Origin of the sequence: Mesorhizobium sp. M4B.F.Ca.ET.143.01.1.1, assembly GCF_004792275.1 — a bacterium.
Lineage (GTDB): Bacteria > Pseudomonadota > Alphaproteobacteria > Rhizobiales > Rhizobiaceae > Mesorhizobium > Mesorhizobium abyssinicae.
In genome coordinates this window covers 80,319-106,811 of sequence record NZ_SRSR01000016.1, presented here as the reverse complement: position 1 = coordinate 106,811, position 26,493 = coordinate 80,319, and the positions used below count along the sequence as shown (strand labels likewise).

The window sequence follows — 26,493 nt, the reverse complement described above, 5'->3', positions numbered from 1 at the left end:
CCCGTCGATCGGGGGAGAGGTGGCTCGGCGAAGCCGAGACGGAGTGGGGGTCGACCAGCGCTACATTAGACAATCCATGCGCCAAGCTACACGGTATCGCCAATGACCAGCCGCTTAGGATGACGGCGCCGACGCTTACGAGTTCGCTTAGAGCCCCAATTGCGCCCGCAATTCATCAGCGCTGTTGATCACCACGGCCCCCGGCGGCCCAGCCATCGGCGCTTCCGGCCAGAACATCGTGCGCATCCCCGCCGCAAGGCCGGCCATGGCGCCGGTCAGGCTGTCGTCGACCGCGACGGATTGCGCCGGATCGACCTCGGCCAGATGAGCGGCGCGCAGGAACGGCTCGGGATAGGGCTTGCCTTCGCGCACGTCGTTGCGGCTGATCGTCTTCATACCGGGGTAGATCAGGCCCACGGCGCGCAGATTGGCGTCGACGATCAGCCGGTCGGAATTGGAGACAACCGCTTGCTCGACACCGCGTTCGCGCAATTCGTTGAAGATCTCGATCGCGCCCGGGCGCGGCTTCAGCGTCTCGGCCAGCGGCAGGTAGTGATCGTATTTGCGCACGATCCAGTCGTCGAACGGCAGGTCGAGCCCGAATTCGGCGCGCAGCATTTCATAGACCGGCCATGCGGCGACGCCCAGCACCCGCTCATGCAGATTGGTCGGCGGCGCGATGCCGACGCTGCGCAGGGCCGCCACCAGAGCCGCCTCGTGCAACGGTTCGCTGTCGACCAGCGTCCCGTCCATATCCCAGAAAACCGCTTTCGGCGTCATGCAAGGCTCCTTTGCCGATCCCCTTAATCGGTTTGCGTGCCGAGATAAACCGTCAAGCAGGCCTTCCTTTGCCGCCGTCCCCATTCCCGGTCGCATCGCAAGTGCAGGCAATTGCCCTGTCGATAGACAATTGCGCGTTGGCACATTCCCTGTAAGCTAGTGGTACCCGCGCCCTGTTGGGCGGGTTTGGGAGGCAGAAGTGAATTCGCGGCAGGACAGCGGCAGCAACCGGTTGGACGACGCGGCGCGCGCCGGCTGGCTGTATTATGTTGCCGGCAACACGCAGGACCAGATCGCCTTGACGCTTGGCATTTCCCGGCAGACGGCGCAGCGGCTGGTGTCGCTGGCGGTCTCGGAAGGGCTGATCAAGGTGCGTGTCGACCATCCGATCGCCAATTGCCTCGACCTGGCGGCGCGGCTCAAATCGCGCTTCGCGCTCGATCTGGTCGAAGTGGTGCCGAGCGATCCCACCTCGTCCTCGACGACGATCGGCGTCGCCGAGGCGGCGGCGGCGGAAATCGAGCGGCGGCTGCGTTCCCCGGAACCCCTGGTCATGGCGATCGGCACCGGGCGCACGCTGAAGGCGGCGATCGAGCAATTGCCGCCGATGGAATGCCCGCAGCACAAGGTGGTGTCGTTGACCGGCAACATCTCGCCGGACGGCTCCGCCGCCTTCTACAACGTCATCTTCACCATGGCCGACAGGGTCAAGGCGCGCTCCTTCCCGATGCCGCTGCCGGTCATCGCCTCCTCGCCGGAAGAGCGCGACATGCTGCTCAGCCAGCCGATGATCCAGCCGACGCTGGCGCTGGCGGCGGAAGCCGACGTTACCTTCGTCGGCATCGGCGATCTCGGCCCCAAGGCCCCGCTCTACGAGGACGGCTTCATTTCCGAGGGCGAGTTGAAGTCGCTGCAGAAAGCCGGCGGCATCGCCGAGATCGTCGGCTGGGTGTTCGACCGCGAGGGCCGCATGATCGACGGCATCACCAATGACCGCGTCTCTTCGGCGGCGTTGCCGTCGCGCGAAAGGTCGCTGGTCATCGCCCTCGCCATGGGCGAGCGCAAATTGCCCGGCATCCTCGCCGCCGTGAACCGGCGTCTGGTCAACGGCCTCATCACCGACGAGCGAACCGCGACAGCCTTGCTTGGCGCATGATCTGCGCCTCGGGTTCGGAGCCGTTCATGCGCCAAGCCAGCAGGTGCCCCGATCTCCGATAAAATCAGCAGGGCCTAATTGTAGGGATCGAAATTGCCGTTGCCGTCCAGCAAGCCCATGTCGCGCTGCAGGTGCGGCGACAGCTCCCTGATGTCGAGATAGGCCCGCCGCTTCGCCCGATGGTGCGCAAATCCACGCACAAGCCATGAAAACCAAGCCTGGCCTGGAACGAGAAGCAGTTTTTCCTGTACCGTGGTCATGATCGTCAGCCTTCGCTATGTCTGGACGAGAGGTGTCGTCGACCCCAGATATCGGTCCGATCGGCCGCTGCGACCAATCAAACGTCGATCACGGCCCATAAGGAGGCCTTATGCCCGAACTCAGCTCACGGCAGCTCGCCCAGCTCCCGCCGCTCGCCGCGATCCGGGTCTTCGAGGCTGTGGCGCGGCATCTCTCCTTCACCAAGGCGGCCGCCGAGCTCGGCATGACGCAAGCCGCGGCGAGCTACCAGATCAAGCTGCTCGAGGAGCGCGTCGGCTCGCCGCTGTTCCTGCGCAAGCCCAAGCAGATCGTGCTGACCGAAGCCGGTCAGCGCCTGGCGCCGGCGGTCAGCGAGGCCTTCGCCCTGTTGAGCGGCGCCTATGCCGCGGCCCGCGGCGGCGCCGACGGCGTGCTCTGCGTCTCGACGCTGCTCACCTTCGCGTCGAACTGGCTCGCCCGGCATCTCGGCTCCTTCCAGGTCGCGCATCCCTCGCTCGCCGTCCGCCTCGACACCTCGAACCGCCTGGTCGACTTCGCCCGCGAGGACATCGACATCGCCATCCGCTCGGGCGGCGGCACCTGGCCGGGCGTCGAGGTGCACAGGCTGTTCAATGCCGATTTCACCCCTGTGCTCAGCCCGGAGCTTGCCGCCAGCATCGGCGGCGTCCGGGAACCGGCCGATCTCCTGCGCCTGCCGATCCTCGATCCCGGCGACATCTGGTGGCGGGACTGGTTCACCGCCGCCGGCCTGCCGGTCGAGGAGCTGGCCAGGCGCCCCAACACCAGCATGGGCGCCCAGGCCTATGAGGCCAATGCCGCGATCGCCGGCCAGGGCGTGGCGATCGTGACCAGGGCGCTGTTCAAGGCGGAGCTCGCCGACGGCCGCCTGATCCAGCCTTTCGATCTGGTCGGCGACGATGGCCATGCCTATTGGCTGGTCTATCCTACGGCGCGCCGCAACGTGCCGAAGATCCGCGCCTTCCGCGACTGGATCCTGGCCGAGATCGCCTGCCAATAGGCTGATCGCGAAAGCCCGTCCCTGGCCAACCCCGTCGCGCCTCTTCATGCATCTGCCCGTGCGCTTTTGCGTGTCGGCGCACGGGTCACTTGTGCTGCGCTGCAGCATCGAATCCGGCTTGACATAATTCACATCAGATGAGTAATTGCTCACAGCCAAGGCAAATGCTCACTTGGTTTATGGGAGGAATTTGATGAAACTTCGCACGCTCACCCTGGGCCTGTTGTCGGCCAGCGCTCTTGCGTTCGCCGCGCACGCCGAATCCATCACCATCGCCACCGTCAACAATGCCGACATGGTCCGCATGCAGACGCTGACCGACGACTTCAGCAAGGCTAACCCCGACATCACGCTCAACTGGGTCACGCTTGAAGAAAACGTGCTGCGCGAGCGCGTCACCACCGACATCGCCACCAAGGGCGGCCAGTACGACGTCATGACCATCGGCACCTACGAGGTTCCGATCTGGGCCAAGCAGAGCTGGCTGCTGCCACTCGACAAGCTCGGTGACGACTATGACGTCAAGGACATCCTGCCGGCTATCGCCGGCGGCCTTTCGGTCGACGGCAAGCTCTATGCGGCGCCCTTCTACGGCGAGAGCTCCTTCGTCATGTACCGCAAGGATCTGATGGAGAAGGCCGGGCTCACCATGCCCGAAGCGCCGACCTGGGACTTCATCAAGCAGGCCGCCGACAAGATGACCGACCGCGCCAATGGCGTGAACGGCGTCTGCCTGCGCGGCAAGGCCGGCTGGGGCGAGAACATGGCCTTCCTGACCGCCATGTCGAACTCATTCGGCGCCCGTTGGTTCGACGAGAACTGGAAGCCGCAGTTCGACCAGCCGGAATGGAAGAACGCGCTGCAGTTCTATGTCGACCTGATGAAGGCCGACGGCCCCGAGGGCGCCTCGTCCAACGGCTTCAACGAGAACCTGGCGCTGTTCCAGCAGGGCAAGTGCGGCATGTGGATCGATGCCACGGTCGCCGCATCCATGGTCTCCGATCCGAAGAGCTCGAAGGTCGCCGACAAGGTTGGCTATGCGCTGGCGCCCGACAATGGCCTCGGCAAGCGCGGCAACTGGCTGTGGGCATGGTCGCTGGCCATTCCCGCCGGCACGCAGAAGGCTGACGCGGCGCAGAAGTTCGTCTCCTGGGCAACCAGCAAGCATTACTCCGAGCTCGTCGCTTCCAAGCTAGGCTGGGCCAGCGCTCCTCCTGGCACGCGCACCTCGCTCTACAACAACGCCGAGTACCAGAAGGCGGCGCCCTTCGCCAAGATGACGCTGGACTCCATCAACGCGGCCGACCCGACGCATCCGACGGTCAAGCCGGTGCCCTATGTCGGCGTGCAGTTCGTCGCCATTCCTGAGTTCCAGGGTCTCGGCACCACTGTCGGCCAGCTGTTCTCGGCGGCACTCGCCGGCCAGTCGAGCGTCGACGACGCGCTGAAGCAGGCTCAGGACGCAGCCACCGCGGCGATGACCGAAGGCGGCTACATCAAGTAAGGCTCCTCCCGGTGCCGAACGCCGGTAGCGCATCATGACCGGCATTGGCCGCCCGAATCCCAGTCGGGCGGCCACCTTCACAATCTCGGAAATTGTGACACAACTCTAAAATCCGGCTGACATTTGGAGGGTGACCGTCATGGCTACTCAGCAGACCCGTTCGCTTGCCCGCTTCATGATGGCGCCATCGGTGATCCTACTGTTCGTCTGGATGATCGTGCCGCTTGCCTTCACGCTCTGGTTCTCGTTCCTGCAATACAATCCGCTGAACCCGATCCGCGACGGTTTTGTCTGGTTCTCCAACTACAAGCTGTTCTACTCCAACCCCGCATTCTTTGCGGCCATTCTCAACACGCTGACCATCGTCGTCAGCGTGCTGGTGATCACGGTGGTCGGCGGCATCCTCCTGGCGATGCTCATCGACCAGCCGATGTGGGGACAAGGCATCGTCCGCATCCTCGTCATCTCGCCGTTCTTCGTCATGCCGCCGGTAGCGGCGCTGGTCTGGAAGAACATGATCATGCACCCGCAATACGGCGTCTTCGCCGATATTGCGCGCTTCTTCGGCGGCCAGCCGATCGACTGGTTCGGCCAGCATCCGCTGACCGCCGTCATCATCATCGTCGCCTGGCAGTGGCTGCCCTTCGCCACGCTGATCCTGTTGACCTCGCTGCAGTCGCTCGACGGCGAGCAGAAGGAGGCGGCCGAGATGGACGGCGCCGGCTTCCTCAGCCGCTTCATCTATCTGACGCTGCCGCACATGTCGCGCGCCATCACCGTCGTCATCCTGATCCAGACGATCTTCCTGCTCTCGGTCTACGCCGAGATCCTGGTCACCACCAATGGCGGCCCCGGCTACGCCTCCACCAACCTGCCCTTCCTCGTCTATCAGAAGGCGCTGCTCGAATTCAAAATCGGCCAGGCGTCCGCCGGTGGCGTGATCGCCGTCATTCTCGCCAACATCGTCGCCTTCTTCGCCATGCGCGCAGTCGGCAAGAACCTCGATAAGTAAGGGAGGATAAGATGGCACGCGCAGTCACCACCCAGCACAAGACGATCGCCACGGTGGCGGCCTGGATCGTCGCCCTGCTGATCTTCTTCCCGATCCTCTACACGATCATCACTTCGTTCAAATCGGAGCAGGAGGCGATCCAGGGCTTCGCCCTGATCCCTTCGGGGACGTTCGAGAGCTATTCCGAGGTCCAGGCGCAGAGCGGCTATTTCAAGTTCTTCCTGAATTCGGTGATCCTGTCGGTTGGCTCGACCATCCTGGCGCTCATCATCGCCATCCCGGCGGCCTGGTCGATGGCCTTCTCGCCGACCAAGCGCACCAAGGACATCCTGATGTGGATGCTGTCCACCAAGATGATGCCGGCGGTCGCGGTGCTGTTCCCGATCTACCTGATCTTCCGCGACACCGGCTTGCTCGACAGCCGCGTCGGTCTGATGGTCATGCTGATGCTGATCAACCTGCCGATCGTGGTGTGGATGCTCTACACCTATTTCCGCGAGATCCCGGGCGAGATCCTGGAGGCGGCGCGCATGGACGGCGCCTCGCTGTGGAACGAGATCGTCTATGTGCTCACCCCGATGGCGGTGCCGGGCATTGCCTCCACCATGCTCTTGAACATCATCCTGGCCTGGAACGAAGCCTTCTGGACGATCCGGCTGACCACCACCGAGGCGGCGCCGCTGACCGCCTTCATCAGCTCCTTCTCCAGCCCGCAAGGCCTGTTCTGGGCCAAGCTGTCGGCGGCCTCGACGCTGGCCATCGCGCCGATCCTGATCATGGGCTGGTTCAGCCAGAAGCAGCTGGTGCGCGGCCTGACGTTCGGCGCGGTGAAGTAGTAGGGCGCCGCAAGCGGCGGACGACGGACAATAATCCCTCGGGGAGGAAACCATGGGAAACATCACGCTCAAGAACGTCTCCAAATCCTTTGGGTCGACGACGATCATTCCGAACATCGACCTGGTCATCGAGGATGGCGAGTTCGTCGTGTTCGTCGGTCCGTCGGGCTGCGGCAAGTCCACGCTGCTCAGGCTGATCGCCGGGCTGGAGGACACCAGCGGCGGCACCATCAACATCGACGGCCGCGACGTCACCGGCGAGGCGCCGGCCAAGCGCAAGCTGGCCATGGTGTTCCAGTCCTATGCGCTCTATCCGCACATGACGGTCGCCAAGAACATCGCCTTCCCGCTGAAGATGGCGGGCGAGGACCAGGCGACCATCGACAAGAAGGTCAAGGACGCCGCGCGGGTGCTCAACCTCACCAACTACCTCGAGCGTCGTCCGGGCCAGCTCTCCGGCGGCCAGCGCCAGCGCGTCGCCATCGGCCGCGCTATCGTGCGCCAGCCTTCCGCCTTCCTGTTCGACGAGCCGCTGTCCAACCTCGACGCCGCACTTCGCGGCACCATGCGCCTCGAGATCAGCGAACTGCACCACCAGCTCAAGACGACGATGATCTACGTCACCCACGACCAGGTCGAGGCCATGACCATGGCCGACAAGATCGTCGTGCTCAACGCCGGCAATGTCGAGCAGGTCGGCTCGCCGATGGAGCTCTACAAGACGCCGAAGAACCTGTTCGTCGCCGGCTTCATCGGCTCGCCGAAGATGAACCTGATCGAAGGCGCGCCGGCGGCGAAATACAGCGCCAAGACCATCGGCATCCGCCCCGAGCACATGAACATCTCGACCACGGCCGGCGACTGGAAGGCCTCCGTCGGCGTCGCCGAGCATCTCGGTTCCGATACATTCCTGCATGTCCATGCCGACGGCGTCGGCACCTTGACGGTGCGCGCCGACGGCGAACTCGCGGTCCATCATGGCGACACCATCTATCTGACGCCCGACCAGGCCAAGCTGCATCGCTTTGGCCCGGACGGAAAGGCGATGGCCCGGTGAGGCTCAAAGGCAAATCGGCGCTGATCACCGGGTCGGCGCGCGGCATCGGCAAGGCGTTCGCCGAAGCCTACGCGCGCGAGGGTGCGACAGTGGCGGTTGCCGACATCGATCTGGCGGCGGCCGAAAAGACGGCGGCCGCTATCGGCGACAAGGCCTACGCCGTCAAGCTGGACGTCACCGATCAGGCCTCCATCGAGGCGGCGGTGAAAGCGGTGGAGACCAGGACCGGCGGCCTCGACATTTTGATCAACAACGCCGCCATCTTCGACCTCGCGCCGATCGTCGAGATAACCAGGGCGAGCTACGACAAGCTGTTTTCGGTCAACGTCGCCGGCACGCTGTTCATGCTGCAGGCTGCTGCCCGTTCGATGATCGCCAGGGGCAAGGGCGGCCGGATCATCAACATGGCAAGCCAGGCCGGCCGGCGCGGCGAGCCGCTGGTCGCCGTCTACTGCGCCACCAAGGCCGCCGTTATCTCGCTCACCCAGTCGGCTGGGCTCGATCTGATCAAGCACCGCATCAACGTCAACGGCATCGCTCCCGGCGTCGTCGACAGCGACATGTGGGACCACGTCGATGCGCTGTTCGCCAGATACGAGAACCGGCCGAAGGGCGAGAAGAAGCGGCTGGTCGGCGAGGGCGTGCCCTACGGGCGCATGGGCAAGCCGGAAGACCTCGCCGGCATGGCCGTGTTCCTGGCCAGCGACGAGGCCGAATACATCGTCGCCCAGACCTACAATGTCGACGGCGGCCAATGGATGAGTTGACGGGGATGAGTTGAGGGGGAAAGGCGCCTCTCCCTTCCTCCGGGGAGAGGCTGCCGCCGGGGCATGCGGGGGCGGCATGAATGCTGGCAGGCAAATGCCGCCCCTCGCTGCCGCTCCTTCTCCCGAGGGTTGGGAGAATTGTCAGGCCATGTATCGGCCAAAGGGTAAAAGCAGATGACCGTGAAACTCTCTTCCTCGAACCTCGCCAAGCTCCCCCCGAAGGTCTCCGGTCCGAACTATGACCGTGCCAGGCTCAAGGCCGGGATCGTGCATTTCGGCGTTGGCAATTTTCATCGCTCGCACCAGGCCGTCTATCTCGACGACCTGTTCAACGCGGGCCTCGGCCACGACTGGGCACTGATCGGCGCCGGCGTCTTCGCCGGCGAGAAGATCGGCCGCGGCAAGCTCGAGGAACAGGACTGGCTGACCACGGTGGTCGAGCAGGACCAAGGCCATATGAGCGCCCGCGTCACCGGCGCCATGATCGATTTCCTGATGCCGGGCGAAGCGGCCGCGATCATCGAGCAGCTTGCCGACCCGGCGATCCGGATCGTCTCGCTGACCATTACCGAAGGCGGCTATTTCATCGATCCGGCTTCCGGTGTCTTCAACCCGACCCATCCCGACATCGTCGCCGATGCTCAGCCGGGTGCGGAGCCGAAGACCGTATTCGGCCTCATCCTTGCAGGGCTGGTGCGCCGCCGCGCCGACGGCATCGTGCCGTTCACCGTCATGTCCTGCGACAACATCCCCCATAACGGCCATGTCACCTCCGACGGCGTCATCGGCCTGGCGCGGCTGATCGACGAGGATCTGGCCAACTGGGTACGGGACAACGTCGCCTTTCCGAACGGCATGGTCGACCGCATCACGCCGGCCACGACAGACCGCGAGCGCGGCATCCTGGCCAGCGATTTCGGACTGGAGGACAACTGGCCGGTGTTCTGCGAGCCGTTCCGCCAATGGGTGCTGGAGGATCATTTCACCGCCGGCCGGCCGGCGCTGGAAAAGGTCGGCGTGCAGTTCGTCGGCGATGTCGCGCCCTACGAGTTGATGAAGATCCGTATCCTCAATGGCGGTCATGCCACGATCGCCTATCCGGCCGGACTGATGGACATCCACTTCGTCCACGAGGCGATGCAGGAGCCGCTGGTGCGCGGCTTCCTCGCCAAGCTGGAACGCGACGAGATCATTCCGACCGTGCCGCCGGTGCCGGACACGGTGCTGGAGGACTATTACCAGCTCATCGAGCGCCGCTTCTCCAACCCCAAGATTGGCGACACCATCCGCCGGCTCTGCCTCGACGGCTCCAACCGGCAGCCGAAATTCATCATCCCGACCATCGCCGACCGGCTAAAGGCGGGCAAGGGCGTCGCCGGCCTCGCGTTGGAATCGGCGCTGTGGTGCCGCTACTGCTTCGGCACCACCGACAGTGGCGTCGTTATCGAGCCCAACGATCCGAATTGGGATCGCCTGCAGGCGACCGCCAGGACGGCGAAGGATGCGCCCGGCGCCTGGCTGGCCATGGAGGACATCTATGGCGATGTCGGCCGCTCCGCCGCCTTCGCCGAGGCCTTTGCCCATGCGCTCAACGTCTTGTGGGCAAACGGCGCGCGCGAGACGCTGACGCGCTATCTCGCCGGCAAGCTCTGAAGCCACCGGAAGCAGCCAGGATGACGCCCGAACTGGTCATCTTCGACTGCGACGGCGTGCTGGTCGACAGCGAGGCGCTTTCGGTCTCTGCACTGCTCGGCATGATCGCGCTCGCGGGTGGTACGGTCTCGGAGGATGCCGCCTACGAGCATTTCCTCGGCAAGAGCATGAAGAGCGTGCGCGAGATCCTCGGCAGCGAGTTCGGGCTCGAGATCAGCGACCAGCACCTCACCGCGATGCGCGTCGACCTGATGCGCAAATTCCGTGAGGAGTTGAAGCCGATCCCCGGCATCAGGGAGGTGCTGCCGAGACTTGGCCTGCCGTTCTGCGTCGCCTCTTCCGGCACGCTGGAGCGCATCCGCTACGCGCTCGATGTCACCGGGCTGCTCGGCCTTCTGGAACCGCATCTGTTCAGCGCCGCCATGGTCAAGCGCGGCAAGCCGGCGCCGGACCTTTTCCTTCATGCCGCTGCCTGCATGCGGGCAAAACCACGCAAATGCCTGGTCATCGAGGACAGCCCGGCCGGCGTCGCCGCGGCCCGCGCCGCGGGCATGCGTGTCTTTGCCTTCACCGGCGGCTCGCATGCCGACAACCCCGCCTTGAAAGCGCGGCTTGCGTCGACCGAACCGGACTTTATATTCGCTGACATGCTGCAATTGCCCGATCTGATTGCAGGCCTGGGAGCGAGAGTAAAAGCATCTTGACCAACAGTTTCGTTTGCGCGGTCGATGTCGGCACCGGGAGCGCCCGCGCGGGCATTCTCGACGTCAATGGCATCTTGCTCGGGCGCGCCGATCATCCGATCGCCATGCATCAGCCCAAGGCCGATCACGCCGAGCATGATTCGCGCGATATCTGGTCGGCGGTCTGCAAGGCCGTGCGCGCCGCCGTCGCCAAGGCGGGGATCGCGGCCGATGACGTCGTCGGCATTTCCTTCGACGCCACCTGCTCGCTCGTGGTGCGTGGCAGGGATAGCGAACAGCTCAGCGTGTCGGTCACCGGCGAAAAGCGCTGGGACACCATCGTCTGGCTCGACCACCGCGCCATCGCCGAGGCCGACGAGTGCACGGCGAGCGGCCACGCCGTGCTCGACTATATCGGCGGCGTCATGTCGCCGGAAATGGCGACGCCGAAGCTGATGTGGTTGAAGCGCCATCTGCCAGCAACGTGGAACGAAGCCGGCTATCTGTTCGACCTCACCGATTTCCTGACCTGGAAGGCCACCGGCTCGCTGGCGCGTTCGCAATGCACCCTGACCGCCAAATGGACCTATCTGGCGCATGAGCAGACAAGCTGGCGGCGCGACTTCTTCGAGACCGTCGGCCTCGGCGATTTGTTCGAGCACGGCAATTTGCCGGAGAAGGCCAGCCCGGTCGGCGCCGATATCGGCCCGTTGACGGCGCAAGCGGCGGCCGAGCTTGGCCTGAGCGAAAAATGCCGGGTCGGCGCCGGCGTCATCGACGCCTATGCCGGCGCGCTCGGCGTGCTCGGCGGCTTTGCCGGCGACCAGAAGAACATCAGCCGACATCTGGCGCTGATCGCCGGCACCTCCTCTTGCGTCATGGCGATGTCGCCCGACCCGCAGCCCTTCGCCGGCGTCTGGGGGCCCTATTATGGCGCGGCGCTGCCGACGCTCTGGCTCTCGGAAGGCGGCCAGTCGGCCACCGGCGCGCTGCTCGACCACATCATCCGCTGGCATGGCGCCGGCGGCGAGCCGAATACAGCGATGCATGCCAGGATCGCCAGCCGCGTCGCCGAACTGCGCGCCGCCGAGGGCGAGGCATTAGCGGCGAGACTGCACGTGCTGCCGGATTTCCACGGCAACCGCTCGCCGCTGGCCGACCCGCACGCCGTCGGCGTCGTCAGCGGCCTGACGCTGGACTCCTCCTTCGACAGCCTGTGCAAGCTCTACTGGCGCACCGCCGTCGGCATCGCGCTCGGTGTGCGCCACGTGCTGGAAGCGCTGAACGAGAACGGCTATTTGATCGACACGCTGCACGTCACCGGCGGCCACACCAAGAACCCGCTGCTGATGGAACTCTACGCCGATGCCACCGGCTGCACTGTCATCGAGCCGCTGGCCGACGAGGCGGTCTTGCTCGGCACCGGCATGGTGGCGGCCACCGCCGCCGGGCTCTATACGGATCTGAACGCCGCCTGTGTCGCCATGCAGCAGGGCGGCAGGAAGCGCGCCGCCAATCCGGCGGCCGGCGCCCGCTTCGACCGCGACTACCGCATCTTCCTGGAGATGCACCGGCAGCGGCAGGCGCTCGACGCGATCAGCTGAGCAGGCTGCCGTTTCGTTCCGGCTTGCGCAGCGAGGCGCCGGATGTCGCGTCGAACAGATGGATGCTTTCCTCGTCGAATGTGTAGCGCACAGGCGCGCGCAACGCTGGGCATTCGCGCGCCGGCACCAACGCGCTGATCTCCTTGCCGCCGGAGCCGAACGTCACCAGCGCGTCATTGCCGTGGAATTCGATGAGGTCCGCGGTGCCCTGCAGCAGGTTCCGCCCGGCATCGGCGCCTGCCGTCTTCAGGTCGGGAGGCCGGATCCCGAGCACGGCGCGATCGCCATGCTGGAGATGGAAGGCCGAGCCGTCCAGCGAAAGCACCGTTCCGGCGCCGGTAAGCGACCAGCCGTCTCCCGCGCGGCCGACCGTCACCTCGACGAAATTCATGTTCGGCGTGCCGATGAAGCCGGCCACGAACAGGTTGCCGGGCCGGCGATAGATCTCCGCCGGCGAGCCGACCTGCTCGATGACGCCATCCCTGAGCAGCACGATGCGGTCGGCCAGCGTCATCGCCTCGAGCTGGTCGTGGGTGACGTAGACGGTCGTCGTCTTGAGCGACTGGTGCAGCCTTGCGATCTCGATGCGCATATGGTTGCGCAGCTTGGCGTCGAGATTGGACAGCGGCTCGTCGAACAGGAACACTTTCGGCGTCTTGATCATGGCGCGCGCGATCGCAACGCGTTGCTGCTGGCCGCCGGAAAGCTCGGTCGGCTTGCGGCCGAGATAGGGGTCGAGCCCCAGCGTCCGGGAAACCGCCTCGACCCGTTTCACGATCTCGGCCGCCGGCACTTTCTGCCGTCGCAGCCCGAAGGCGATGTTGTCGAAGATCGTCATATGTGGATAGAGCGCGTAGTTCTGGAACACCATGGCGATGCCGCGGTCGCCGGGCTCGAGGTCGTTGACCACCTTGCCGCCGATCGAGACCTCGCCGCCAGTGATGTCCTCCAGCCCGGCGAGCATCCTGAGCAGCGTGGACTTGCCGCAGCCTGACGGGCCGAGGAACACGACGAATTCGTGCTCTTCTATGCTGAGATTGAGATCTCGGATGACGGCGGTTGCGCCGTAGGCCTTGTCGACATGGGAGCAAACGATCGCGGACATGGTCAGCCCTTCTCGCCGGTAAGCAGGATCTGCAGCTTGACGTCCTGCGGGTTGCCCTCGGCCGCCCGCTCGAAGGCCTTGATGCTGTCCGAGAAATCATATGTGCCGGTGATCAGCGGCTTGAGGTCGACCTTGCCGGAGGCGATCAATTGCAGGGCGCGGTCGAAGATGTTGGCGTAGCGGAACACCGTCTCGATGCGCGCTTCCTTCGAGATCGCCGCCGGCACGTCGAGGCTGACCGGCTCCACCGGCAGTCCGACCAGCACCACCGCGCCGCCTGGCCGCACGATGTCGAACAAATTGGCGAAGGCTTTCGGGTTGCCGCTGGCTTCGAATACGATGTCGGCGCCCCAACCGCCGGTCGCGGCCGCGACGGCGTCGACCAGCGACTGCTCGCCGATATTGACCGGCATGATGCCTTGATACTGCGCGGCGATCTTCAGCTTGGGCGCCGAGAAATCGGAGATCAGCACCTTCGAGCAGCCGCCCGCCAGCGCCGCCAGCGCGATCATGATGCCGATCGGGCCGCAGCCGACGACGACGGCGACATCGCCGGGCACGATGCGCGCCCGCGCCGCTGCCTGCATGCCGATGGCGAAGGGTTCGACCATGGCGCCTTCGGCGAAGGAGACATTGTCCGGCAATTTGTAGGTGAAGGCGGCCGGATGCACCGCGAAAGGCGCAAGCACGCCATGCACCGGCGGCGTCGCCCAGAAACGCACGTCCGGATCGACATTGTAGATGCCGAGCTTCGTCGCGCGCGACGACAGGTTAGGCACGCCGGGCTCCATGCAGACGCGGTCGCCGACCTTCAGGCTCGCGACGTTGGCGCCGACCTCGATGATCGTGCCTGACGCCTCATGGCCGAGCACCATCGGCTGGCGCACTATGTAGCTGCCGATGGCGCCGTGCGTGTAGTAGTGCACGTCGCTGCCGCAGACGCCGACGGTGTGGATGGCGATCCTGACGTCGTCCGGTCCGACATCGAGCGGCAGCGCGATCTCGCGCAGCGACAGCTCGCCCTTTTTCTCAAGTACCAGTGCCTGCATCGGGTAATCCTCGCATCAACTCTTCTTTTGCCGGAAAACGGAATTCAGGAAGCCGCTGAGCACGCCGAGGAACAGCAGCGGCGGCAGCGACAGGAGCACGACCGAGGCATTGAGGATGCCCCACGGCACGTTCATGCCTTGCTGCGACAATTCCGAAGCGACGATCGGCAGCGTCTTGGCGTTGGAGCTGGACAGCATCAGCGCGATCAGGAACTCGTTCCAGACCAGCACGAAGCTGAACGCGATGGCGCCGGCGAGCGAGCGCGCCGCGACCGGCAGCGCGATCCGCCAGAACACCGAATAGGCGCCGTAGCCGTCGACGAAGGCCGCTTCCTCAATCTCCTTCGGCACGCTTTGGAAGGCCGGAATGGCGAGCCACATGATCACCGATATGGTGAGCAGCGAATAGGTGACGATCAGCGCCGGCAGCGTGTCGTAGAGGCCGATCTGCAGCCAGATCACCATCAGCGGTATGGCCACCGCCACCGGCGGCAGGAAGCGCAGCGACAAGACGAAGAACTGGATGTCGCCGGCGAAGCGGTTGGGATAGCGCGCCACCGCGTAGGCCGCCGGCAGGCCGAGAACGACGCCGATCAGCACGGCCAAGCCGCAGGCGACGACCGAGTTGTAGAGCCCGGTCATTACGCTGTCGCGGCCGATTATATAGCTGATGTTGGCAAAGGTCGGCGTGAACACCAGGCGCGGCACCCGCGTGATGATATCGACGTTGTTCTTCAGCGCATTGAGCGCCGTCCAGACGAGCGGGAACACGGCGAGGAATCCGGCCAGCGCCAGGATGGCCTTGGCGATCAAGCGGCCCGGTCGCATGCGGTATGGCCTCATGTCTGCACCCGCTTCCACAGCATGGTGAAGGTGATCACGGTGGCGATCATCATCAGCACCGCCATGGCCGACGCGTAGGAGACCTTGCCGGACTCGATGAAGCCTTGCGAGAACGCGTACATGTCGAGCGTCTCGGTCGCCACGCCCGGCCCGCCGCGTGTCATCACATAGATCAGGTCGAAAGAGCGCAGCGATTCGATCATCTTGACGAACATCAGGCTGATCAGCGGCGCCTTGAGCATCGGCAGCGTGACGTAGGCGTGGATCTGCCAGCGCCTCGCATGATCGAGCCGCGCCGCCTCGATCGGCTGCGGCGGCAATGTCTCGAGCAGCTTCAGCACGATCACCGCGAAGAACAGACCCCACTGCCAGACATCGACCGAGGCGACGGCGAACAGGGCGGTCGAGGCCTTGGAGAGTGGATCTAAGATCAGGCCGCCGGTGACCAGCCGGTAGGGATAGGTGGCGATGCCGTAGAGCGGATGATAGGCGAACTTCCACACGAAGGCCGCGGAGACGCGCGGCAGCAGCACCGGGATGATGAACAGCAGGCAGTAGACATTGCGCAGCCGCGGCGACGCCACTTCGAACATCAGCACGCCGAGGCCGATGGCCACCACCATCGTTGCCACGACGGTGACGATCTCCCATTTGACCGAGACCCAGACGGCGTTGAGGAAGCGGCGGTCGAGGAAAAGGTCGGCGAAATTCGAGAACCAGACCCAGGAATAGCCCGGCGAACTCAGCTCGCGGTTCTGCAGGGCGATGACGATGGCGTAGAGCGTCGGCACCATCGACAGCACCAGCAAGATGGCGAGCGTCGGGACAAGAAATGTGACGGGCAGGGAAGAGCGTCGGCGCATGGCCTATCCTCGCGGGCCTTTTCGGTGTTGGCTATCTTGAGAAAACACGCGGCGCGCAGGTCCCGGCATTCCGGCGAATGCCGTGGACCGCGCGCCGCGGCGGGAGGACTACTTCTTCTTCACCAGCTCGTTGGCGTAGGCCTCGAGTTCGTTGAGGCTGCCCTTGATGTCGGTGCGCGTGCCGGTGACCAGCTCCTCGAGGATGATGCCCCAGCGGTCGCCGAGATCCGGCCAGCGCGGATCCTGCCAGAAGTTCACCGCCGTCACCTTGCCGGTTTCGGCCAGCGCCTGGCCGAGATCGGCGCCGTAGATGTCGGCGAATTCCTTGCTGGACAGGATGCTGGTGCGGTTGAGCTCGCCGAACTGGTGCGCGTCGAGCCGGCGCTTTTCGTTCTCCTTCGATGTCGCCCAGGCGACGAACAAGCCGGCGCACTTCTTCGAGGCGTCGTCCGGATTGGCCTTCGTCGCGATGGCGAGGCCATGGCCGTAGCCGCCGCCAGGCAGCGGCGCGGGCGGCGGCAGGAAGCCGACCTTGCCGACCACCTGCGAGGTTTTCGGATCGACTGCCATGCCCGACAGCGGCGTCGATTCGACGAGGATGGCGACCTGGCCGGAGAGGAAGGCGCCGGTCGATTCATCCCAGCTGCCGGTCTGCGTGCCGGGCGCCGAATCCTTGAACAGCTTGAGGTAGGTCTCGGTCGCCTTGACGGCGGCGTCCGAATTGAAAGCCGGCTTGTCGCCGTCGAACCACTTGCCGCCATAGGCCTTGAAGTAGGGCATCCAGCGCCAGACATTGGCGCCCGAGCCGCGCGCGCCACGCAGCGCGATGCCATACATGCCCTTGTCGGCATTGGTCAGCTTCGGCACGTCGGCGAGCAGCTCGTCCAGCGTCTTCGGCGGCTGGATGCCGGCGGCCTCCAGAATGTCCTTGCGATAGACCATCAGGTCGCCACCGCCGGTCAGCGGCGCGAACCAGACCTTGCCGTCATAGGTGGCGACCTTCTGCCGGCCCGGATCGAAATCGGCGAAATCATATTCAGCCGGATAATAATCGGCGAGCGGCGCGATCCAACCGGACGACGCGAACAGCGCGACATTGGCTTCGTCGACATAGTAGACGTTGTAGTTGCCGACGGTGGACGCATCGGCGCGCGACTTTGCCCGGCGGTCGTTCTCGTTGAGGTAGTCGATCTGGAAGCCGGCGCCGGAGAGCTTCTTGAACTCGTCCTTGGAGTCCTCCAGCAGCGTCAGTCCGTCGCGCGGCTGCGCCAGCACCTTGACCGGCGCTGAGCAGACCGGCGCCTGCGCCAGCGCCATCGTTGAAGCGGATGCGGTAAGCACGAAAGCTGCGCCCAGGCTGGCAGCGAGCCGAGTTGATTTCATTGGTTTTTCTCCTCCAGGAATCGTCGCGGGAAGCGGCTGTCCTCGGGCTAAGCGACCCTCACCGTCGCCCGAGCGACTTGCCACCCGTCGCCAAAATGAGGAGTTGCAAAGGGGGAGGCTAGAAGCCCCGTTGCAGCAAACCTGTACTTTTATGCATTGTGCGGCGCAAAAAACCGCCAAGGCGGGACCGACCTGTCACACGAGTATCAGTGCTGTTTTGGGGGTCGGTTCTCGACCGGATCAGGCCCGCATCGCCAGCCGCTGCCGCGACAGCTTGCGGTAGGATGACGGCGTCATCTTGTGCTTGCGCAGGAAGGCGCGGTTGAAGTTGGAAATGTTCATGTAGCCGACCTGGAAGCAGATGTCGGTGATCGGGATGTCGGTATCGGAGAGCAGCTTGCAGGCCTGCCACAGCCTGAGCTTGGCGACATGGTCGCTGAAGCTGTTGCCCGTGTTCTTCTGGAAGAAGCGCGAGAATGTGCTTTCGCTCATCCCGGCCAGCTCCGCCACATCCGGCAGCTTCAGGTCCTCGGCGAAGTGCTGGAACAGATAGGTCAGCGTGCGCTGAATGATGTCGAGCGATTGGGCGTCGAGCAGCGGCGAGAAATCCGGCGACGACAACAGCTCGTATTCGTCGGTGCTGGCCAGGAGGTCGACCAGCTCGAGGAACAGGCAGAGCCGCGGCAGCCCGTGCACCGTGCCCATCCGTTCCATCAGCGCGGCGCCGTCGATTGCCGTCTGTCCGTGGAAGACCATGCCGCGCAGCGACCGCTCCAGGAACGGCTCCAGCTCGCGCAGCTCCGGCAGCAGGCCCGCCGAGCCGCGCAGCCGCTGCGGATCGAACTGCAACACGATATCGCGCCCTTCGATCAGCTCGCCGGGCTGCACGGCCGTCACCCAGTCATGCGGCAGGCCACCGCCGACGATCGCCAGGTAACCCGGCCCGAACTCGCCGATATGATCGCCCACCAGCGCCACGCCCGACGATTTCCTGAGCAAATGGATTTCGTATTCCGGATGGAAGTTCCAGACGTTGCGTTCCCACGGGTAGTCGTCCAGCCGCCACAGGAAACTGTCGCTCGCTTCGGTGACGATATGCTCGAAGGAGGGCACGGTGCGCGGGATCGCGGCGGTATTTTTCCTTTGCCTGAACGTCATCCATTCCTCCCGTCCCGGAAACCCGTAGCAGCCTCCGCGCGGCAAGTGAACGAGGCGCCGGCGCCGCTGGCTCAATGGTTCGCCGCCCGTCCTCCCTTGCCTTCATGTCGCGTTTCGTTCAATAGACGACGCAAACGGCGCCATTTTGCGCCGTTTGTGTGCGGCTTCCGGGCTCTGTCCCGACGCGCCGTGGTCTGAAGAGCAGGACAATGTCTGCGATCGAAGCCGGCGCTCGCGCGCCGGAAAATCTTTGGCGTCAGGAAATCAGGGCAACGCTTGCGCTTGCCTGGCCGATGGTGCTGACCAATCTCGGCCAGACCGCCATGACCGCGACCGACGTCATGATGATGGGTCGGCTGGGGCCGGACACGCTGGCAGCCGGCGCGCTCGGCGCCAACCTCTATTTCATGCCACTGATCTTCGGTCTTGGCCTGATGCTGGCGACCTCGCCGATGATGGCGACCGAGCTCGGTCGCCGCCGCCATTCGGTGCGCGACCTGCGCCGCACCGTGCGCCAGGGCCTGTGGCTGGCGATCCTGATCTCGATCCCGATCTGGGTCTTCCTCTGGCACGGCGAGAGCGTGCTTCTGGCGATGGGCCAGGAGCCCAGGCTGGCGCATCAGGCCGGCATCTATCTGCGCTGGCTGGAATGGGCGGTGCTGCCCTTCTATGGCTATATCGTGCTGCGTTCCTTCATCTCGGCGCTGGAGCGGCCGGGCTGGGCGCTGGTCATCGTCTTCGTCGCCGTCGCCTGCAACGCCTTCTTCAACTGGGTGTTCATGTTCGGCAATCTCGGCGTCGCTGCGATGGGCATTTCCGGCTCCGGCCTCGCCACCACGCTGTCCAGCATGCTGATGTTCTGCGGCCTGGCGGCGGTGCTGCTCGTGGAGAAAAAATTCCGCCGCTACCACCTGTTCGGCCGCTTCTGGCGCTCCGACTGGCCGCGCTTCAAGGGTCTGCTCAGGCTCGGCCTGCCGATCGCCGGCATCCTCGCCTTCGAGGTGACCATCTTCAACGCGGCGGCACTGCTGATGGGCCTGATCGACGCGGACTCGCTTGCCGCGCACGCCATCGCCATCCAGATCGCCTCGATCTCCTTCATGGTGCCGCTCGGCCTCAACCAGGCCGTCACCGTGCGCGTTGGCTTGGCTCATGGGGCCGGCAACCCGGAGGGCGTCTCGCGCGCCGGCTGGACCGCTTTCGTCATCGGCGTTTCCTCCATGGCGTTGATGGGGCTGGTGATGATTCTCTGGCCGCATTTGCTGATCAGCGCCTTCATCGATCTGAGCGATCCGGCCAATGCCAGGGTGATCGCGCTTGCGGTCTCCTTCCTGGCGTTTGCGGCGCTGTTCCAGATCTTCGACGGCGCGCAGGCGGTGGCCGCCGGCATGCTGCGCGGCCTGCACGACACCAAGGTGCCGATGATCTACGCCGCGATCGGCTATTGGGGCATCGGCCTGCCGCTCGGCGTGCTGCTCGCCTTCCATCTCGGCTTCAACGGCGTCGGCATCTGGATCGGCCTGGCGTCGGGGCTGGCCGTGGTGGCCGCGCTTCTGCTGGCGCGCTGGCTGCGGCGCGACCGCATCACGCCGCAGCTCGCCTTCGGGCATTGAAGAGAGCGGCCACCGAGATCGGTGGCCGTTCGTTTCATGGCTTGCTCAATTGCCGTCGGAAGACATGGCGCCCAGCAGCCTGCGGATGTCGCCGAAGCGCGCGATCGAGCCGAACACCAGCGCCGCCACCGCGACGAAGAACACTGACACCGCGGCCATGGTCGGCGTGTAGCCGTAGCGCAGCGCGTTGAAGATCTTGATCGGCAGTGTCTCGGTGGTGAAGCCGATCGTCATGTAGGCGACGATGTATTCGTTGAGCGACAGCACGAAGGCGAAGGCGTAGCCCGAGACGAGATAGGGCAGGATCAACGGCAGCACCACGGTCTTCAAGACGGTGCGGTCGTCGGCGCCCATGGTCGCCGCCGCCTCGACCAGCGAGCGGTCGATCGAGGCGAAACCCAGCGACAGCGTCACCAGCGGCAGCGTCACGAAGAAGATCGCGTGGCTGATGATGGCGGTGAAGAACTGGCCGAACAGCCCGACCGTCGCCCAGAAGCTCAGGAAGCCGAGCGCCGTGATGACCGGCGGCAGGATGAAGGGCGCCAGCCCCAGCACCTGGAAGATGTTCGCCCATGGCGCGATGCGCCGCCACAGGAACCAGGCAAGCGGCAGCGCGATGGCCACCGCGATCGCCGCCGAGCAGACGGCGAGCGTCACCGAATGGATCAGCGCCAGCCGCCATTCCGGATCGGTGAAGATCTGCGCGTACCAGGCGAGCGAGAAGCCGACCGGCGGGAAGGTGAGTTCCTGCCGCGAATTGACCGAGACGCCGGCGACGACGATGAGCGGCGCTGCCAGGAACAGCGCGACGAGGCCGAAATAGAGGCGGCGGAGCCAGGTCTCGATCATAGCGCGTTCTCCCTGCGTCCGACGAGCAGCGTCATGCCGACCAGTGCCAGCGAGATCAGCACCAGGAACACCGCCATCGCCGCCGCGAAAGGCATGTTGGACTGGTAGATCGCCTGGTCGGTGATCAGCACCGAGAGCGTCCAATGCTGCGGCCGCCCGAGGATCTGCGGCAAAAGATAGGAGCCGAGCGCGAAGACGAAGACCATGATCAGCGTCGCCACGATGGTGTTCCTGAGCGCCGGCGCGACAACGTTGAAGAAGGCCCTGACCGGCGAGGCGCCGAGCGTGCGCGCCGCCTCCAGCAAGGTCGGGTCGAGACGGACAAGCGCCGGGTAGAGCACCAGGATCGTGTAGGGCAGCGCCTGGTAGACCATGCCGGTCAGCACCGCGCCGAAGGTCGGCAGCAGCGCCACCGGCTTGTCCATCAGCCCGACCGCCACCAGAAGGTTGGTGATGCCCGCCGTGCGCGAGAACAGCGTCGACCAGGCAAAGCCGATGATGACCTCCGATAGCGACAACACCGACAAGAGGCCGACCAGCCACAGCGTCTGCACGCGGCGCGGCCGCCGGGTCAAAAGGTAGGTGAAGGGAAAGCCGATCGCCACGCAGCAGACGGCGACCAGCACCGCCAGCATCAGCGAGAAGCCGAGCACGCCGCCGAAGAAGGTCGACAGGAAGCGAGCGTAATTGTCGATGACGAAATCCGGCGTGTAGAAGCCGGACGGATTGCGCTTGAAGAAGCTGACCGCGATCATCGTCGAGAACGGCACGACGAAGAAGACGATCAGCATCAGGCCGGGAAAGAACAGCGGCGTATAGTCGGCTAGCGACCTGGGGGCTTCGCGTCTCATGAGCCGAGCACCACGCAGCTTTCCGGCGGCAGCACGACGCCGACCTTGGCGCCGACCGGCACGTCGTGCCTTTCGCGCGGGGTCGTCACCGCGACGATGCTGGTGTTGCCCACCTCGATGAAGGTCTCGATCGTGCCGCCGAGGTCGCGCACGAAGCTGACCTGGCCGGTGATGGCGCCGCCGGCAGGCTCGCCGAGATGCACATCCTCGGGACGGATCGACACCGAAGCCTTGGTCATGCCGGCCGGCATGGCGAGGCCCGCAATGGCGGTGCCGAGGATCGTCGTGCGCCCGGCACTGTCGACTTCCGCCGGCAGGAGATTGGTGATGCCGATGAAGTCGGCGACGAAGGCGTCGGCCGGCTTGCGGTAGATTTCGATCGGCGGCGCCGCCTGCAATATCTTGCCGTGGCCCATGACGACGACGAGGTCGGCCATGGTCATCGCCTCGCGCTGGTCGTGGGTGACGACGATGGTGGTTATGCCGAGGCTCTGCTGCAGCTGGCGCAGTTCCACCTGCATCGCCTCGCGCAGTTTGGCGTCGAGCGCCGACAGCGGCTCGTCGAGCAGGAACAGTTTCGGCGACAGAGCGAGGGCGCGGGCGATCGCCACGCGCTGGCGCTGGCCGCCCGACAGCTTCGCCACCGGACGGTCGGCGAAGCCCTCCAGGTGGATCAGCGTCAGCAGTTCGTCGACCCGCTTCTTCTGCTCATCCCTGGAGGCGCCGCGGATGCGCAGCGCGTAGGAGATGTTGTCGCCGACCGAAAGATGCGGAAACAGCGCCAGCGACTGGAACACCATGCCGAGATTGCGCTTGTGCGTCGGCAGCGGCGTGATGTCCTCGCCATCGAGAACGATGGCGCCGCTGGTCGGTTCCTCCAGCCCGGCGATCATGCGCAGCAGCGTGGTCTTGCCGCAGCCCGACGGGCCGAGCAGGCAGACGAAGGTGCCGTGCGGCACGTTGAGCTGGACATTGTCGACGGCGGCGAAGACGCCGAATTTCTTGGTGATGGCGTTTATGTTCAATCCGGACATGCTCACCCCTCTCTCAGGACGTTGCACCGCAAGGGCCGCCGGGCAGATGCCCGGCGGCCGGTTTCAGCTGGTGCTTAGCCGACGATCAGCTCGGTCCACTTCTGGTTGATCCAGTCGGCCTTCGACGTATAGAGGTCGTAGCGCGGGATGATCGGCTCGATGTCCGACGACACGGCGGCGAACTCCTCCGGCTTGAGGTCGAGCACCTCCTTCTTCAACGTCGGCGTGGTGCCGACCTTGCGCGACATCACGCCCTGCATCGAAGGCTGGCTCATGAAGTCGATGAAGGCGTGCGCTTCCTCGACCTTGGTCGAGGCGCGCGACAGCACCCAGTTGCCGGAATCCTGGATGCCGCCTTCCTTCGGGAAGGTCGAGCGGACATGGAAGCCGTCGGCGGCCGCAAGCCCGGTGACGTCGTGGTAGTACTGGCCCATCGGGATCTCGCCCGACTTCAGCGCCTGCTCGAACTGCGCCTCGTCGCGATACCACAGCCGGACATTCGGCTTGAGCTCGGCGAGTTTCTCGAACGCCTTGTTCAGCCCGTCTTCGGTGTCGAGCGCGTTGGTGCCACCCATGAAGGTCTTGGCCGTCACTTCGAGCAGGAACGAGTTGGAGGCGAGCGCCAGCAGGCCGAGCTTGTCCTCGTTGGCCTTGTCCCAGAGTGCTGCCCACGAGGTCGGCGCGTCCTTGTAGACGTCGGTGTTGGTGACCAGCGTGATCCACCAGGCCACCGCGCCGATGCCGGCGACGCGGCCGTCCGGATACTTGTTGATGAAGCGGGGCAGGAGGTCGCCATAGTGCTTGAACTTCGAGGTGTCGAGCGGCGTCCACAGTTCGGTCGACTGGCCCTTCAGCGTCGAGGTCTGCGACATCATCGAAAGGTCGGCCGGCGCCTGTCCGGCCTTGGCCGCCTGCTCGAGCTGCACCAGCCAGGCCTCGCCGGTCGGCTCGGCGACCGATTCCACCGCGATGCCGGTTGCCTTGGTGAATTCCGGAAAGACATGCTCGTCGAACGATTTCTTGAAATAGCCGCCATAGACGCCGACCTTCAGCGACTTGTCCTGCGCCCGCAGCACCGCGGGCATGGCGAGCACGCCGGCGGCGGCCAGGCCGGCGCCAAGCACGCCGCGCCGGGTGATGGGTGTTGCGATCAGTCTGTTCATCTCAATTCTCCTCTGTTTGTGCCGGTTGTCCGGCGGGTTCCCTTGGTTGCGTTTCTCCGCCGTCAGGCGGATCAGTGTGCCGCCGCTCGTTGCTCGAGCGCGCGGGCGTATTGCGTCAGTGGAAAGCACATGACGAAGAAGATCAGCGCCACCAGTCCGTAGACGGTGAACGGTTCGAAGGTCGCGTTGTTGATGGCGTTTGAGGTCCTGACCAGTTCCTCGAAGCCGATGATCGAGGTCAGCGCCGTCGACTTGATGAGCTGCACCAGGAAGCCGACGGTCGGCGCGCGGGTGATCGAGAACGCCTGCGGCAGGATGATCAGCCTGAGCTCCTGCAGGTAGTGCAGCCCGAGGCTGGCGCCGGCATCCCACTGGCCGCGCGGCAGCGCATCGACGCCGCTGCGCCAGATCTCGGCCAGATAGGCGCTGGCGAAGAAGGTGAGGCCGATCGCCGCCGCCGTCCATGGCTCGATGCGCAGCCCGAGCATCGGCAGGCCGAAGAACATCAGGAAGAGTTGCATCAAGAGCGGCGTTCCCTGGAACAGCGCGATGTAGCCGGAGGCAATCCGCCGGGTCCATTTGGTCTTGGCGATGCGCAAGAACAGCACGGCCAGGCCGACCAGCGCGCCGCCGACGAAGGCGGCGAGCGACAACAGCACCGTCCAGCGCGCGGCGAGCAGCAGGTTGCGCAATATGTCCCAGAAGGTGAACTCGATCATGACACGCCGGCTCCCAGAACACGGCGCCCGCCGCCGACCAGCAGCCGGCGCAGCCCCATCGACAGGCCGAGATAGACCAGCGTCACCACGAAATAGGTCTCGAAGGCGCGGAAGGTGCGTGCCTGCAGCATATCGGCCTCGTAGGTCAGTTCCCGCACCGCGATTTGCGACACCACGGCCGATTCCAGCATCATGATGACGATCTGGCTGGTCAGCGCCGGATAGATCACCTTCAGCGCCTGCGGCAGCACGATCTTGACGAACACCAGGCGAGGCCTGAGCCCAAGCGCCAGTGCGGCTTCCGTCTGCCCGCGCGGCACCGCGTCCAGCCCGGCGCCGACGATCTCGATCGTGTAGGCCGCCATGTTGAGCGTCATCGCCAGCATGGCGGCCAGGATCGGATCGAGCCTTATGCCGAGGCTGGGCAGGCCGAAGAAGATGAAGAACAGCTGCACCAGGAACGGCGTGTTGCGCATCACCTCGACATAGGCCGCGATCGCCAGCCGGAGCGGCTTCGGGCCGTTTCTTTTGCCGGCGGCGCCGAGGATGCTGAGGAATGTTCCCGCCAGCGTGGTGACGGCGATCAAAAGGATCGTCGTCGCCGCGCCGCGCGCGATCGCGCCTACCGCACCCGCAAGCCAGCCGAAGTCGAGGCTGTAGCCCATGGCAATGCCCCCTGCTGTCCCAGGATCAGTCCTTGAGGTTGTCGGGGTTGAGCGGCGTCTTCAGCCAGGCCTTCGAACTCTCGTCCAGCTTGCCGTCGGCCAGCATCTTGGCGACGGCGTCGTTGATCGCCTGCTTCAGCCGGTCCTCGTTCTTGTTGAGGCCGATATGCGAGGGCGAGGTGAGCAGCTGGTACTTCTGCTCCGGCTGCAGCGCATCCTGCTTGGCCAGAACCTGGGCGCCGACATCGTTGCCGACCACCATCAGCTGGGTCTGGCCGGAGATGAAGGCCTGGATGACGGAGTTGTAGTTGTCGAAGCGGCGGATGTCCGCCGAGGCCGGTGCCGCTTCGGTCAGCGAGGTGTCCTCCAGCGTGCCGCGATTGACGGCGATCGACTTGTCGGCAAGGTCCTCCTTGCCTTTGACGGCAAGCGCGGCCGGACCGATGACGGCGATGTAGTAGGGAGCGTAGGCGGCGGCGAAGTCGATCACCTCGGCGCGCTCCTTCGAGTAGCCGACGCTCATCAGGAAGTCGACGCGCTTGTCGGTGAGATAGGGAATGCGGTTCTGGCCGGTGACGCTGACGAGGTTCAGCTTTACCTTCAGGGAGTCGGCGATGGCCTGCGCCACGTCGATGTCATAGCCCTTGATGCTCATGTCGGCGCTGGCCGAGGAGAAGGGCGGGAAGTCGGAGAAGATGCCGACATTGATGGTGCCGGCCTTGGTGATGTCGTCGATGGCGTCGGCCCTGGCCGCCTGCGAGGCGAGGCCGGCGGCGCCGAGCATCAGCATTGCCGTGATGGCGGATTTCAGCGTGGTGCGAAGTGTCATTTTAGTTCCCCTTCTGGAAGCTTGTTGTTGAAACCGGC

General features: G+C 65.0%; 26 protein-coding genes. 11 read left to right on the top strand and 15 right to left on the bottom strand.

The features are described 5' to 3' along the window. Positions 1-147 precede the first annotated feature (147 nt). The gene (locus tag EN786_RS29080; RefSeq protein ID WP_127282620.1) at positions 148-780 is read right to left on the bottom strand and encodes an HAD family phosphatase; all 633 of its coding nucleotides are present in this window, start codon (positions 778-780) and stop codon (positions 148-150) included. Positions 781-979: 199 nt separating this feature from the next. On the opposite strand from EN786_RS29080, the gene EN786_RS29075 reads away from it, so the two are divergent. After that, complete coding sequence (locus tag EN786_RS29075) at positions 980-1,936, top strand: sugar-binding transcriptional regulator (protein ID WP_127282619.1); 957 nt, start codon at positions 980-982, stop codon at positions 1,934-1,936. 74 nt (positions 1,937-2,010) lie between these two features. Here EN786_RS29075 and EN786_RS29070 read toward each other — a convergent pair whose 3' ends face one another. Beyond that, positions 2,011-2,196, bottom strand: a complete 186-nt coding sequence (locus EN786_RS29070) for a hypothetical protein (protein ID WP_127282618.1) — start codon at positions 2,194-2,196, stop codon at positions 2,011-2,013. 110 nt (positions 2,197-2,306) lie between these two features. Here EN786_RS29070 and gcvA point away from each other — a divergent pair, with 110 nt between their 5' ends. The 9 genes from gcvA (at position 2,307) to EN786_RS29025 (ending at position 12,331) form a co-directional block, all read left to right on the top strand. Further along, the gene (gene gcvA, locus EN786_RS29065; protein WP_135909166.1) at positions 2,307-3,215 is read left to right on the top strand and encodes a transcriptional regulator GcvA; all 909 of its coding nucleotides are present in this window, start codon (positions 2,307-2,309) and stop codon (positions 3,213-3,215) included. A 193-nt stretch (positions 3,216-3,408) separates the two neighbouring features. After that, the gene (locus EN786_RS29060; RefSeq protein ID WP_127282616.1) at positions 3,409-4,719 is read left to right on the top strand and encodes a sugar ABC transporter substrate-binding protein; all 1,311 of its coding nucleotides are present in this window, start codon (positions 3,409-3,411) and stop codon (positions 4,717-4,719) included. Between the two features lie 139 nt (positions 4,720-4,858). Next, positions 4,859-5,731: a sugar ABC transporter permease gene (locus tag EN786_RS29055; RefSeq protein ID WP_126057039.1), complete on the top strand. Its 873-nt coding sequence runs from the start codon at positions 4,859-4,861 to the stop codon at positions 5,729-5,731. Between the two features lie 11 nt (positions 5,732-5,742). Then, positions 5,743-6,567, top strand: a complete 825-nt coding sequence (locus tag EN786_RS29050) for a carbohydrate ABC transporter permease (protein ID WP_126057038.1) — start codon at positions 5,743-5,745, stop codon at positions 6,565-6,567. A gap of 52 nt (positions 6,568-6,619) precedes the next feature. Then, the gene (locus EN786_RS29045) at positions 6,620-7,624 is read left to right on the top strand and encodes an ABC transporter ATP-binding protein (RefSeq protein ID WP_127282615.1); all 1,005 of its coding nucleotides are present in this window, start codon (positions 6,620-6,622) and stop codon (positions 7,622-7,624) included. After that, entirely contained in the window at positions 7,621-8,391 is a 771-nt protein-coding gene (locus EN786_RS29040; protein WP_127311186.1) for an L-iditol 2-dehydrogenase, read from the top strand. Before EN786_RS29045 ends, EN786_RS29040 begins: the two co-directional genes overlap by 4 nt. A gap of 174 nt (positions 8,392-8,565) precedes the next feature. Beyond that, positions 8,566-10,044: a mannitol dehydrogenase family protein gene (locus EN786_RS29035; RefSeq protein WP_127311187.1), complete on the top strand. Its 1,479-nt coding sequence runs from the start codon at positions 8,566-8,568 to the stop codon at positions 10,042-10,044. Between the two features lie 20 nt (positions 10,045-10,064). Next, complete coding sequence (locus EN786_RS29030; RefSeq protein ID WP_127392243.1) at positions 10,065-10,748, top strand: HAD family hydrolase; 684 nt, start codon at positions 10,065-10,067, stop codon at positions 10,746-10,748. Continuing rightward, on the top strand, positions 10,745-12,331 hold the full coding sequence (locus tag EN786_RS29025; RefSeq protein ID WP_135909164.1) for an FGGY-family carbohydrate kinase: 1,587 nt from the start codon (positions 10,745-10,747) through the stop codon (positions 12,329-12,331). Before EN786_RS29030 ends, EN786_RS29025 begins: the two co-directional genes overlap by 4 nt. On the opposite strand, the gene ugpC is transcribed toward EN786_RS29025, so the two are convergent. From ugpC to EN786_RS28995, 6 genes are all read right to left on the bottom strand, one after another. Beyond that, a complete protein-coding gene (gene ugpC, locus EN786_RS29020) occupies positions 12,324-13,436 on the bottom strand; it encodes a sn-glycerol-3-phosphate ABC transporter ATP-binding protein UgpC (protein WP_127309068.1) in 1,113 nt (370 codons plus the stop codon). The genes EN786_RS29025 and ugpC overlap by 8 nt on opposite strands. Before the next feature lie 2 nt (positions 13,437-13,438). Beyond that, complete coding sequence (locus EN786_RS29015; RefSeq protein WP_127309069.1) at positions 13,439-14,485, bottom strand: NAD(P)-dependent alcohol dehydrogenase; 1,047 nt, start codon at positions 14,483-14,485, stop codon at positions 13,439-13,441. Positions 14,486-14,500: 15 nt separating this feature from the next. Next, the gene (locus EN786_RS29010) at positions 14,501-15,313 is read right to left on the bottom strand and encodes a carbohydrate ABC transporter permease (protein WP_127309070.1); all 813 of its coding nucleotides are present in this window, start codon (positions 15,311-15,313) and stop codon (positions 14,501-14,503) included. A gap of 11 nt (positions 15,314-15,324) precedes the next feature. Next, positions 15,325-16,191 carry a sugar ABC transporter permease gene (locus EN786_RS29005; RefSeq protein WP_127286999.1) on the bottom strand — a complete coding sequence of 289 codons (867 nt, stop codon included), beginning with the start codon at positions 16,189-16,191 and terminating at the stop codon, positions 15,325-15,327. A 108-nt stretch (positions 16,192-16,299) separates the two neighbouring features. Continuing rightward, complete coding sequence (locus tag EN786_RS29000) at positions 16,300-17,574, bottom strand: extracellular solute-binding protein (protein WP_127286998.1); 1,275 nt, start codon at positions 17,572-17,574, stop codon at positions 16,300-16,302. Between the two features lie 240 nt (positions 17,575-17,814). Beyond that, positions 17,815-18,732, bottom strand: a complete 918-nt coding sequence (locus tag EN786_RS28995; RefSeq protein ID WP_127286997.1) for an AraC family transcriptional regulator — start codon at positions 18,730-18,732, stop codon at positions 17,815-17,817. 209 nt (positions 18,733-18,941) lie between these two features. Here EN786_RS28995 and EN786_RS28990 point away from each other — a divergent pair, with 209 nt between their 5' ends. Next, the gene (locus tag EN786_RS28990) at positions 18,942-20,345 is read left to right on the top strand and encodes an MATE family efflux transporter (RefSeq protein ID WP_135909162.1); all 1,404 of its coding nucleotides are present in this window, start codon (positions 18,942-18,944) and stop codon (positions 20,343-20,345) included. A gap of 45 nt (positions 20,346-20,390) precedes the next feature. On the opposite strand, the gene EN786_RS28985 is transcribed toward EN786_RS28990, so the two are convergent. The 7 genes from EN786_RS28985 to EN786_RS28955 form a co-directional block, all read right to left on the bottom strand. After that, the gene (locus EN786_RS28985; protein WP_127309085.1) at positions 20,391-21,191 is read right to left on the bottom strand and encodes an ABC transporter permease; all 801 of its coding nucleotides are present in this window, start codon (positions 21,189-21,191) and stop codon (positions 20,391-20,393) included. Further along, positions 21,191-22,045 carry an ABC transporter permease gene (locus EN786_RS28980; protein ID WP_127285609.1) on the bottom strand — a complete coding sequence of 285 codons (855 nt, stop codon included), beginning with the start codon at positions 22,043-22,045 and terminating at the stop codon, positions 21,191-21,193. The genes EN786_RS28985 and EN786_RS28980 overlap by 1 nt, the downstream gene beginning before the upstream one ends. Further along, complete coding sequence (locus EN786_RS28975) at positions 22,042-23,079, bottom strand: ABC transporter ATP-binding protein (RefSeq protein ID WP_127309072.1); 1,038 nt, start codon at positions 23,077-23,079, stop codon at positions 22,042-22,044. The genes EN786_RS28980 and EN786_RS28975 overlap by 4 nt, the downstream gene beginning before the upstream one ends. Before the next feature lie 74 nt (positions 23,080-23,153). After that, complete coding sequence (locus tag EN786_RS28970; RefSeq protein WP_127285607.1) at positions 23,154-24,242, bottom strand: extracellular solute-binding protein; 1,089 nt, start codon at positions 24,240-24,242, stop codon at positions 23,154-23,156. Positions 24,243-24,313: 71 nt separating this feature from the next. Then, positions 24,314-24,961, bottom strand: a complete 648-nt coding sequence (locus EN786_RS28965) for an amino acid ABC transporter permease (RefSeq protein ID WP_127309073.1) — start codon at positions 24,959-24,961, stop codon at positions 24,314-24,316. Continuing rightward, positions 24,958-25,626: an amino acid ABC transporter permease gene (locus EN786_RS28960; protein WP_127285606.1), complete on the bottom strand. Its 669-nt coding sequence runs from the start codon at positions 25,624-25,626 to the stop codon at positions 24,958-24,960. The genes EN786_RS28965 and EN786_RS28960 overlap by 4 nt, the downstream gene beginning before the upstream one ends. A 25-nt stretch (positions 25,627-25,651) precedes the next feature. Then, a complete protein-coding gene (locus tag EN786_RS28955; RefSeq protein ID WP_127309074.1) occupies positions 25,652-26,455 on the bottom strand; it encodes a transporter substrate-binding domain-containing protein in 804 nt (267 codons plus the stop codon). Positions 26,456-26,493 lie beyond the last annotated feature (38 nt).

What these genes read in the sequence shown, in the direction of transcription:
- EN786_RS28975 (WP_127309072.1), bottom strand. Translation starts at nt 23,079, where the DNA reads ATGTCCGGATTGAACATAAACGCCATCACCAAGAAATTCGGCGTCTTC.
- EN786_RS29035 (WP_127311187.1), top strand. Translation starts at nt 8,566, where the DNA reads ATGACCGTGAAACTCTCTTCCTCGAACCTCGCCAAGCTCCCCCCGAAG.
- EN786_RS28960 (WP_127285606.1), bottom strand. Translation starts at nt 25,626, where the DNA reads ATGGGCTACAGCCTCGACTTCGGCTGGCTTGCGGGTGCGGTAGGCGCG.
- EN786_RS28995 (WP_127286997.1), bottom strand. Translation starts at nt 18,732, where the DNA reads ATGACGTTCAGGCAAAGGAAAAATACCGCCGCGATCCCGCGCACCGTG.
- EN786_RS29050 (WP_126057038.1), top strand. Translation starts at nt 5,743, where the DNA reads ATGGCACGCGCAGTCACCACCCAGCACAAGACGATCGCCACGGTGGCG.
- EN786_RS29015 (WP_127309069.1), bottom strand. Translation starts at nt 14,485, where the DNA reads ATGCAGGCACTGGTACTTGAGAAAAAGGGCGAGCTGTCGCTGCGCGAG.
- gcvA (WP_135909166.1), top strand. Translation starts at nt 2,307, where the DNA reads ATGCCCGAACTCAGCTCACGGCAGCTCGCCCAGCTCCCGCCGCTCGCC.
- EN786_RS29030 (WP_127392243.1), top strand. Translation starts at nt 10,065, where the DNA reads ATGACGCCCGAACTGGTCATCTTCGACTGCGACGGCGTGCTGGTCGAC.
- EN786_RS29080 (WP_127282620.1), bottom strand. Translation starts at nt 780, where the DNA reads ATGACGCCGAAAGCGGTTTTCTGGGATATGGACGGGACGCTGGTCGAC.
- EN786_RS29045 (WP_127282615.1), top strand. Translation starts at nt 6,620, where the DNA reads ATGGGAAACATCACGCTCAAGAACGTCTCCAAATCCTTTGGGTCGACG.
- ugpC (WP_127309068.1), bottom strand. Translation starts at nt 13,436, where the DNA reads ATGTCCGCGATCGTTTGCTCCCATGTCGACAAGGCCTACGGCGCAACC.
- EN786_RS29010 (WP_127309070.1), bottom strand. Translation starts at nt 15,313, where the DNA reads ATGCGACCGGGCCGCTTGATCGCCAAGGCCATCCTGGCGCTGGCCGGA.
- EN786_RS29055 (WP_126057039.1), top strand. Translation starts at nt 4,859, where the DNA reads ATGGCTACTCAGCAGACCCGTTCGCTTGCCCGCTTCATGATGGCGCCA.
- EN786_RS28980 (WP_127285609.1), bottom strand. Translation starts at nt 22,045, where the DNA reads ATGAGACGCGAAGCCCCCAGGTCGCTAGCCGACTATACGCCGCTGTTC.
- EN786_RS29070 (WP_127282618.1), bottom strand. Translation starts at nt 2,196, where the DNA reads ATGACCACGGTACAGGAAAAACTGCTTCTCGTTCCAGGCCAGGCTTGG.
- EN786_RS28965 (WP_127309073.1), bottom strand. Translation starts at nt 24,961, where the DNA reads ATGATCGAGTTCACCTTCTGGGACATATTGCGCAACCTGCTGCTCGCC.
- EN786_RS29000 (WP_127286998.1), bottom strand. Translation starts at nt 17,574, where the DNA reads ATGAAATCAACTCGGCTCGCTGCCAGCCTGGGCGCAGCTTTCGTGCTT.
- EN786_RS28970 (WP_127285607.1), bottom strand. Translation starts at nt 24,242, where the DNA reads ATGAACAGACTGATCGCAACACCCATCACCCGGCGCGGCGTGCTTGGC.
- EN786_RS28955 (WP_127309074.1), bottom strand. Translation starts at nt 26,455, where the DNA reads ATGACACTTCGCACCACGCTGAAATCCGCCATCACGGCAATGCTGATG.
- EN786_RS29005 (WP_127286999.1), bottom strand. Translation starts at nt 16,191, where the DNA reads ATGCGCCGACGCTCTTCCCTGCCCGTCACATTTCTTGTCCCGACGCTC.
- EN786_RS29060 (WP_127282616.1), top strand. Translation starts at nt 3,409, where the DNA reads ATGAAACTTCGCACGCTCACCCTGGGCCTGTTGTCGGCCAGCGCTCTT.
- EN786_RS28990 (WP_135909162.1), top strand. Translation starts at nt 18,942, where the DNA reads ATGTCTGCGATCGAAGCCGGCGCTCGCGCGCCGGAAAATCTTTGGCGT.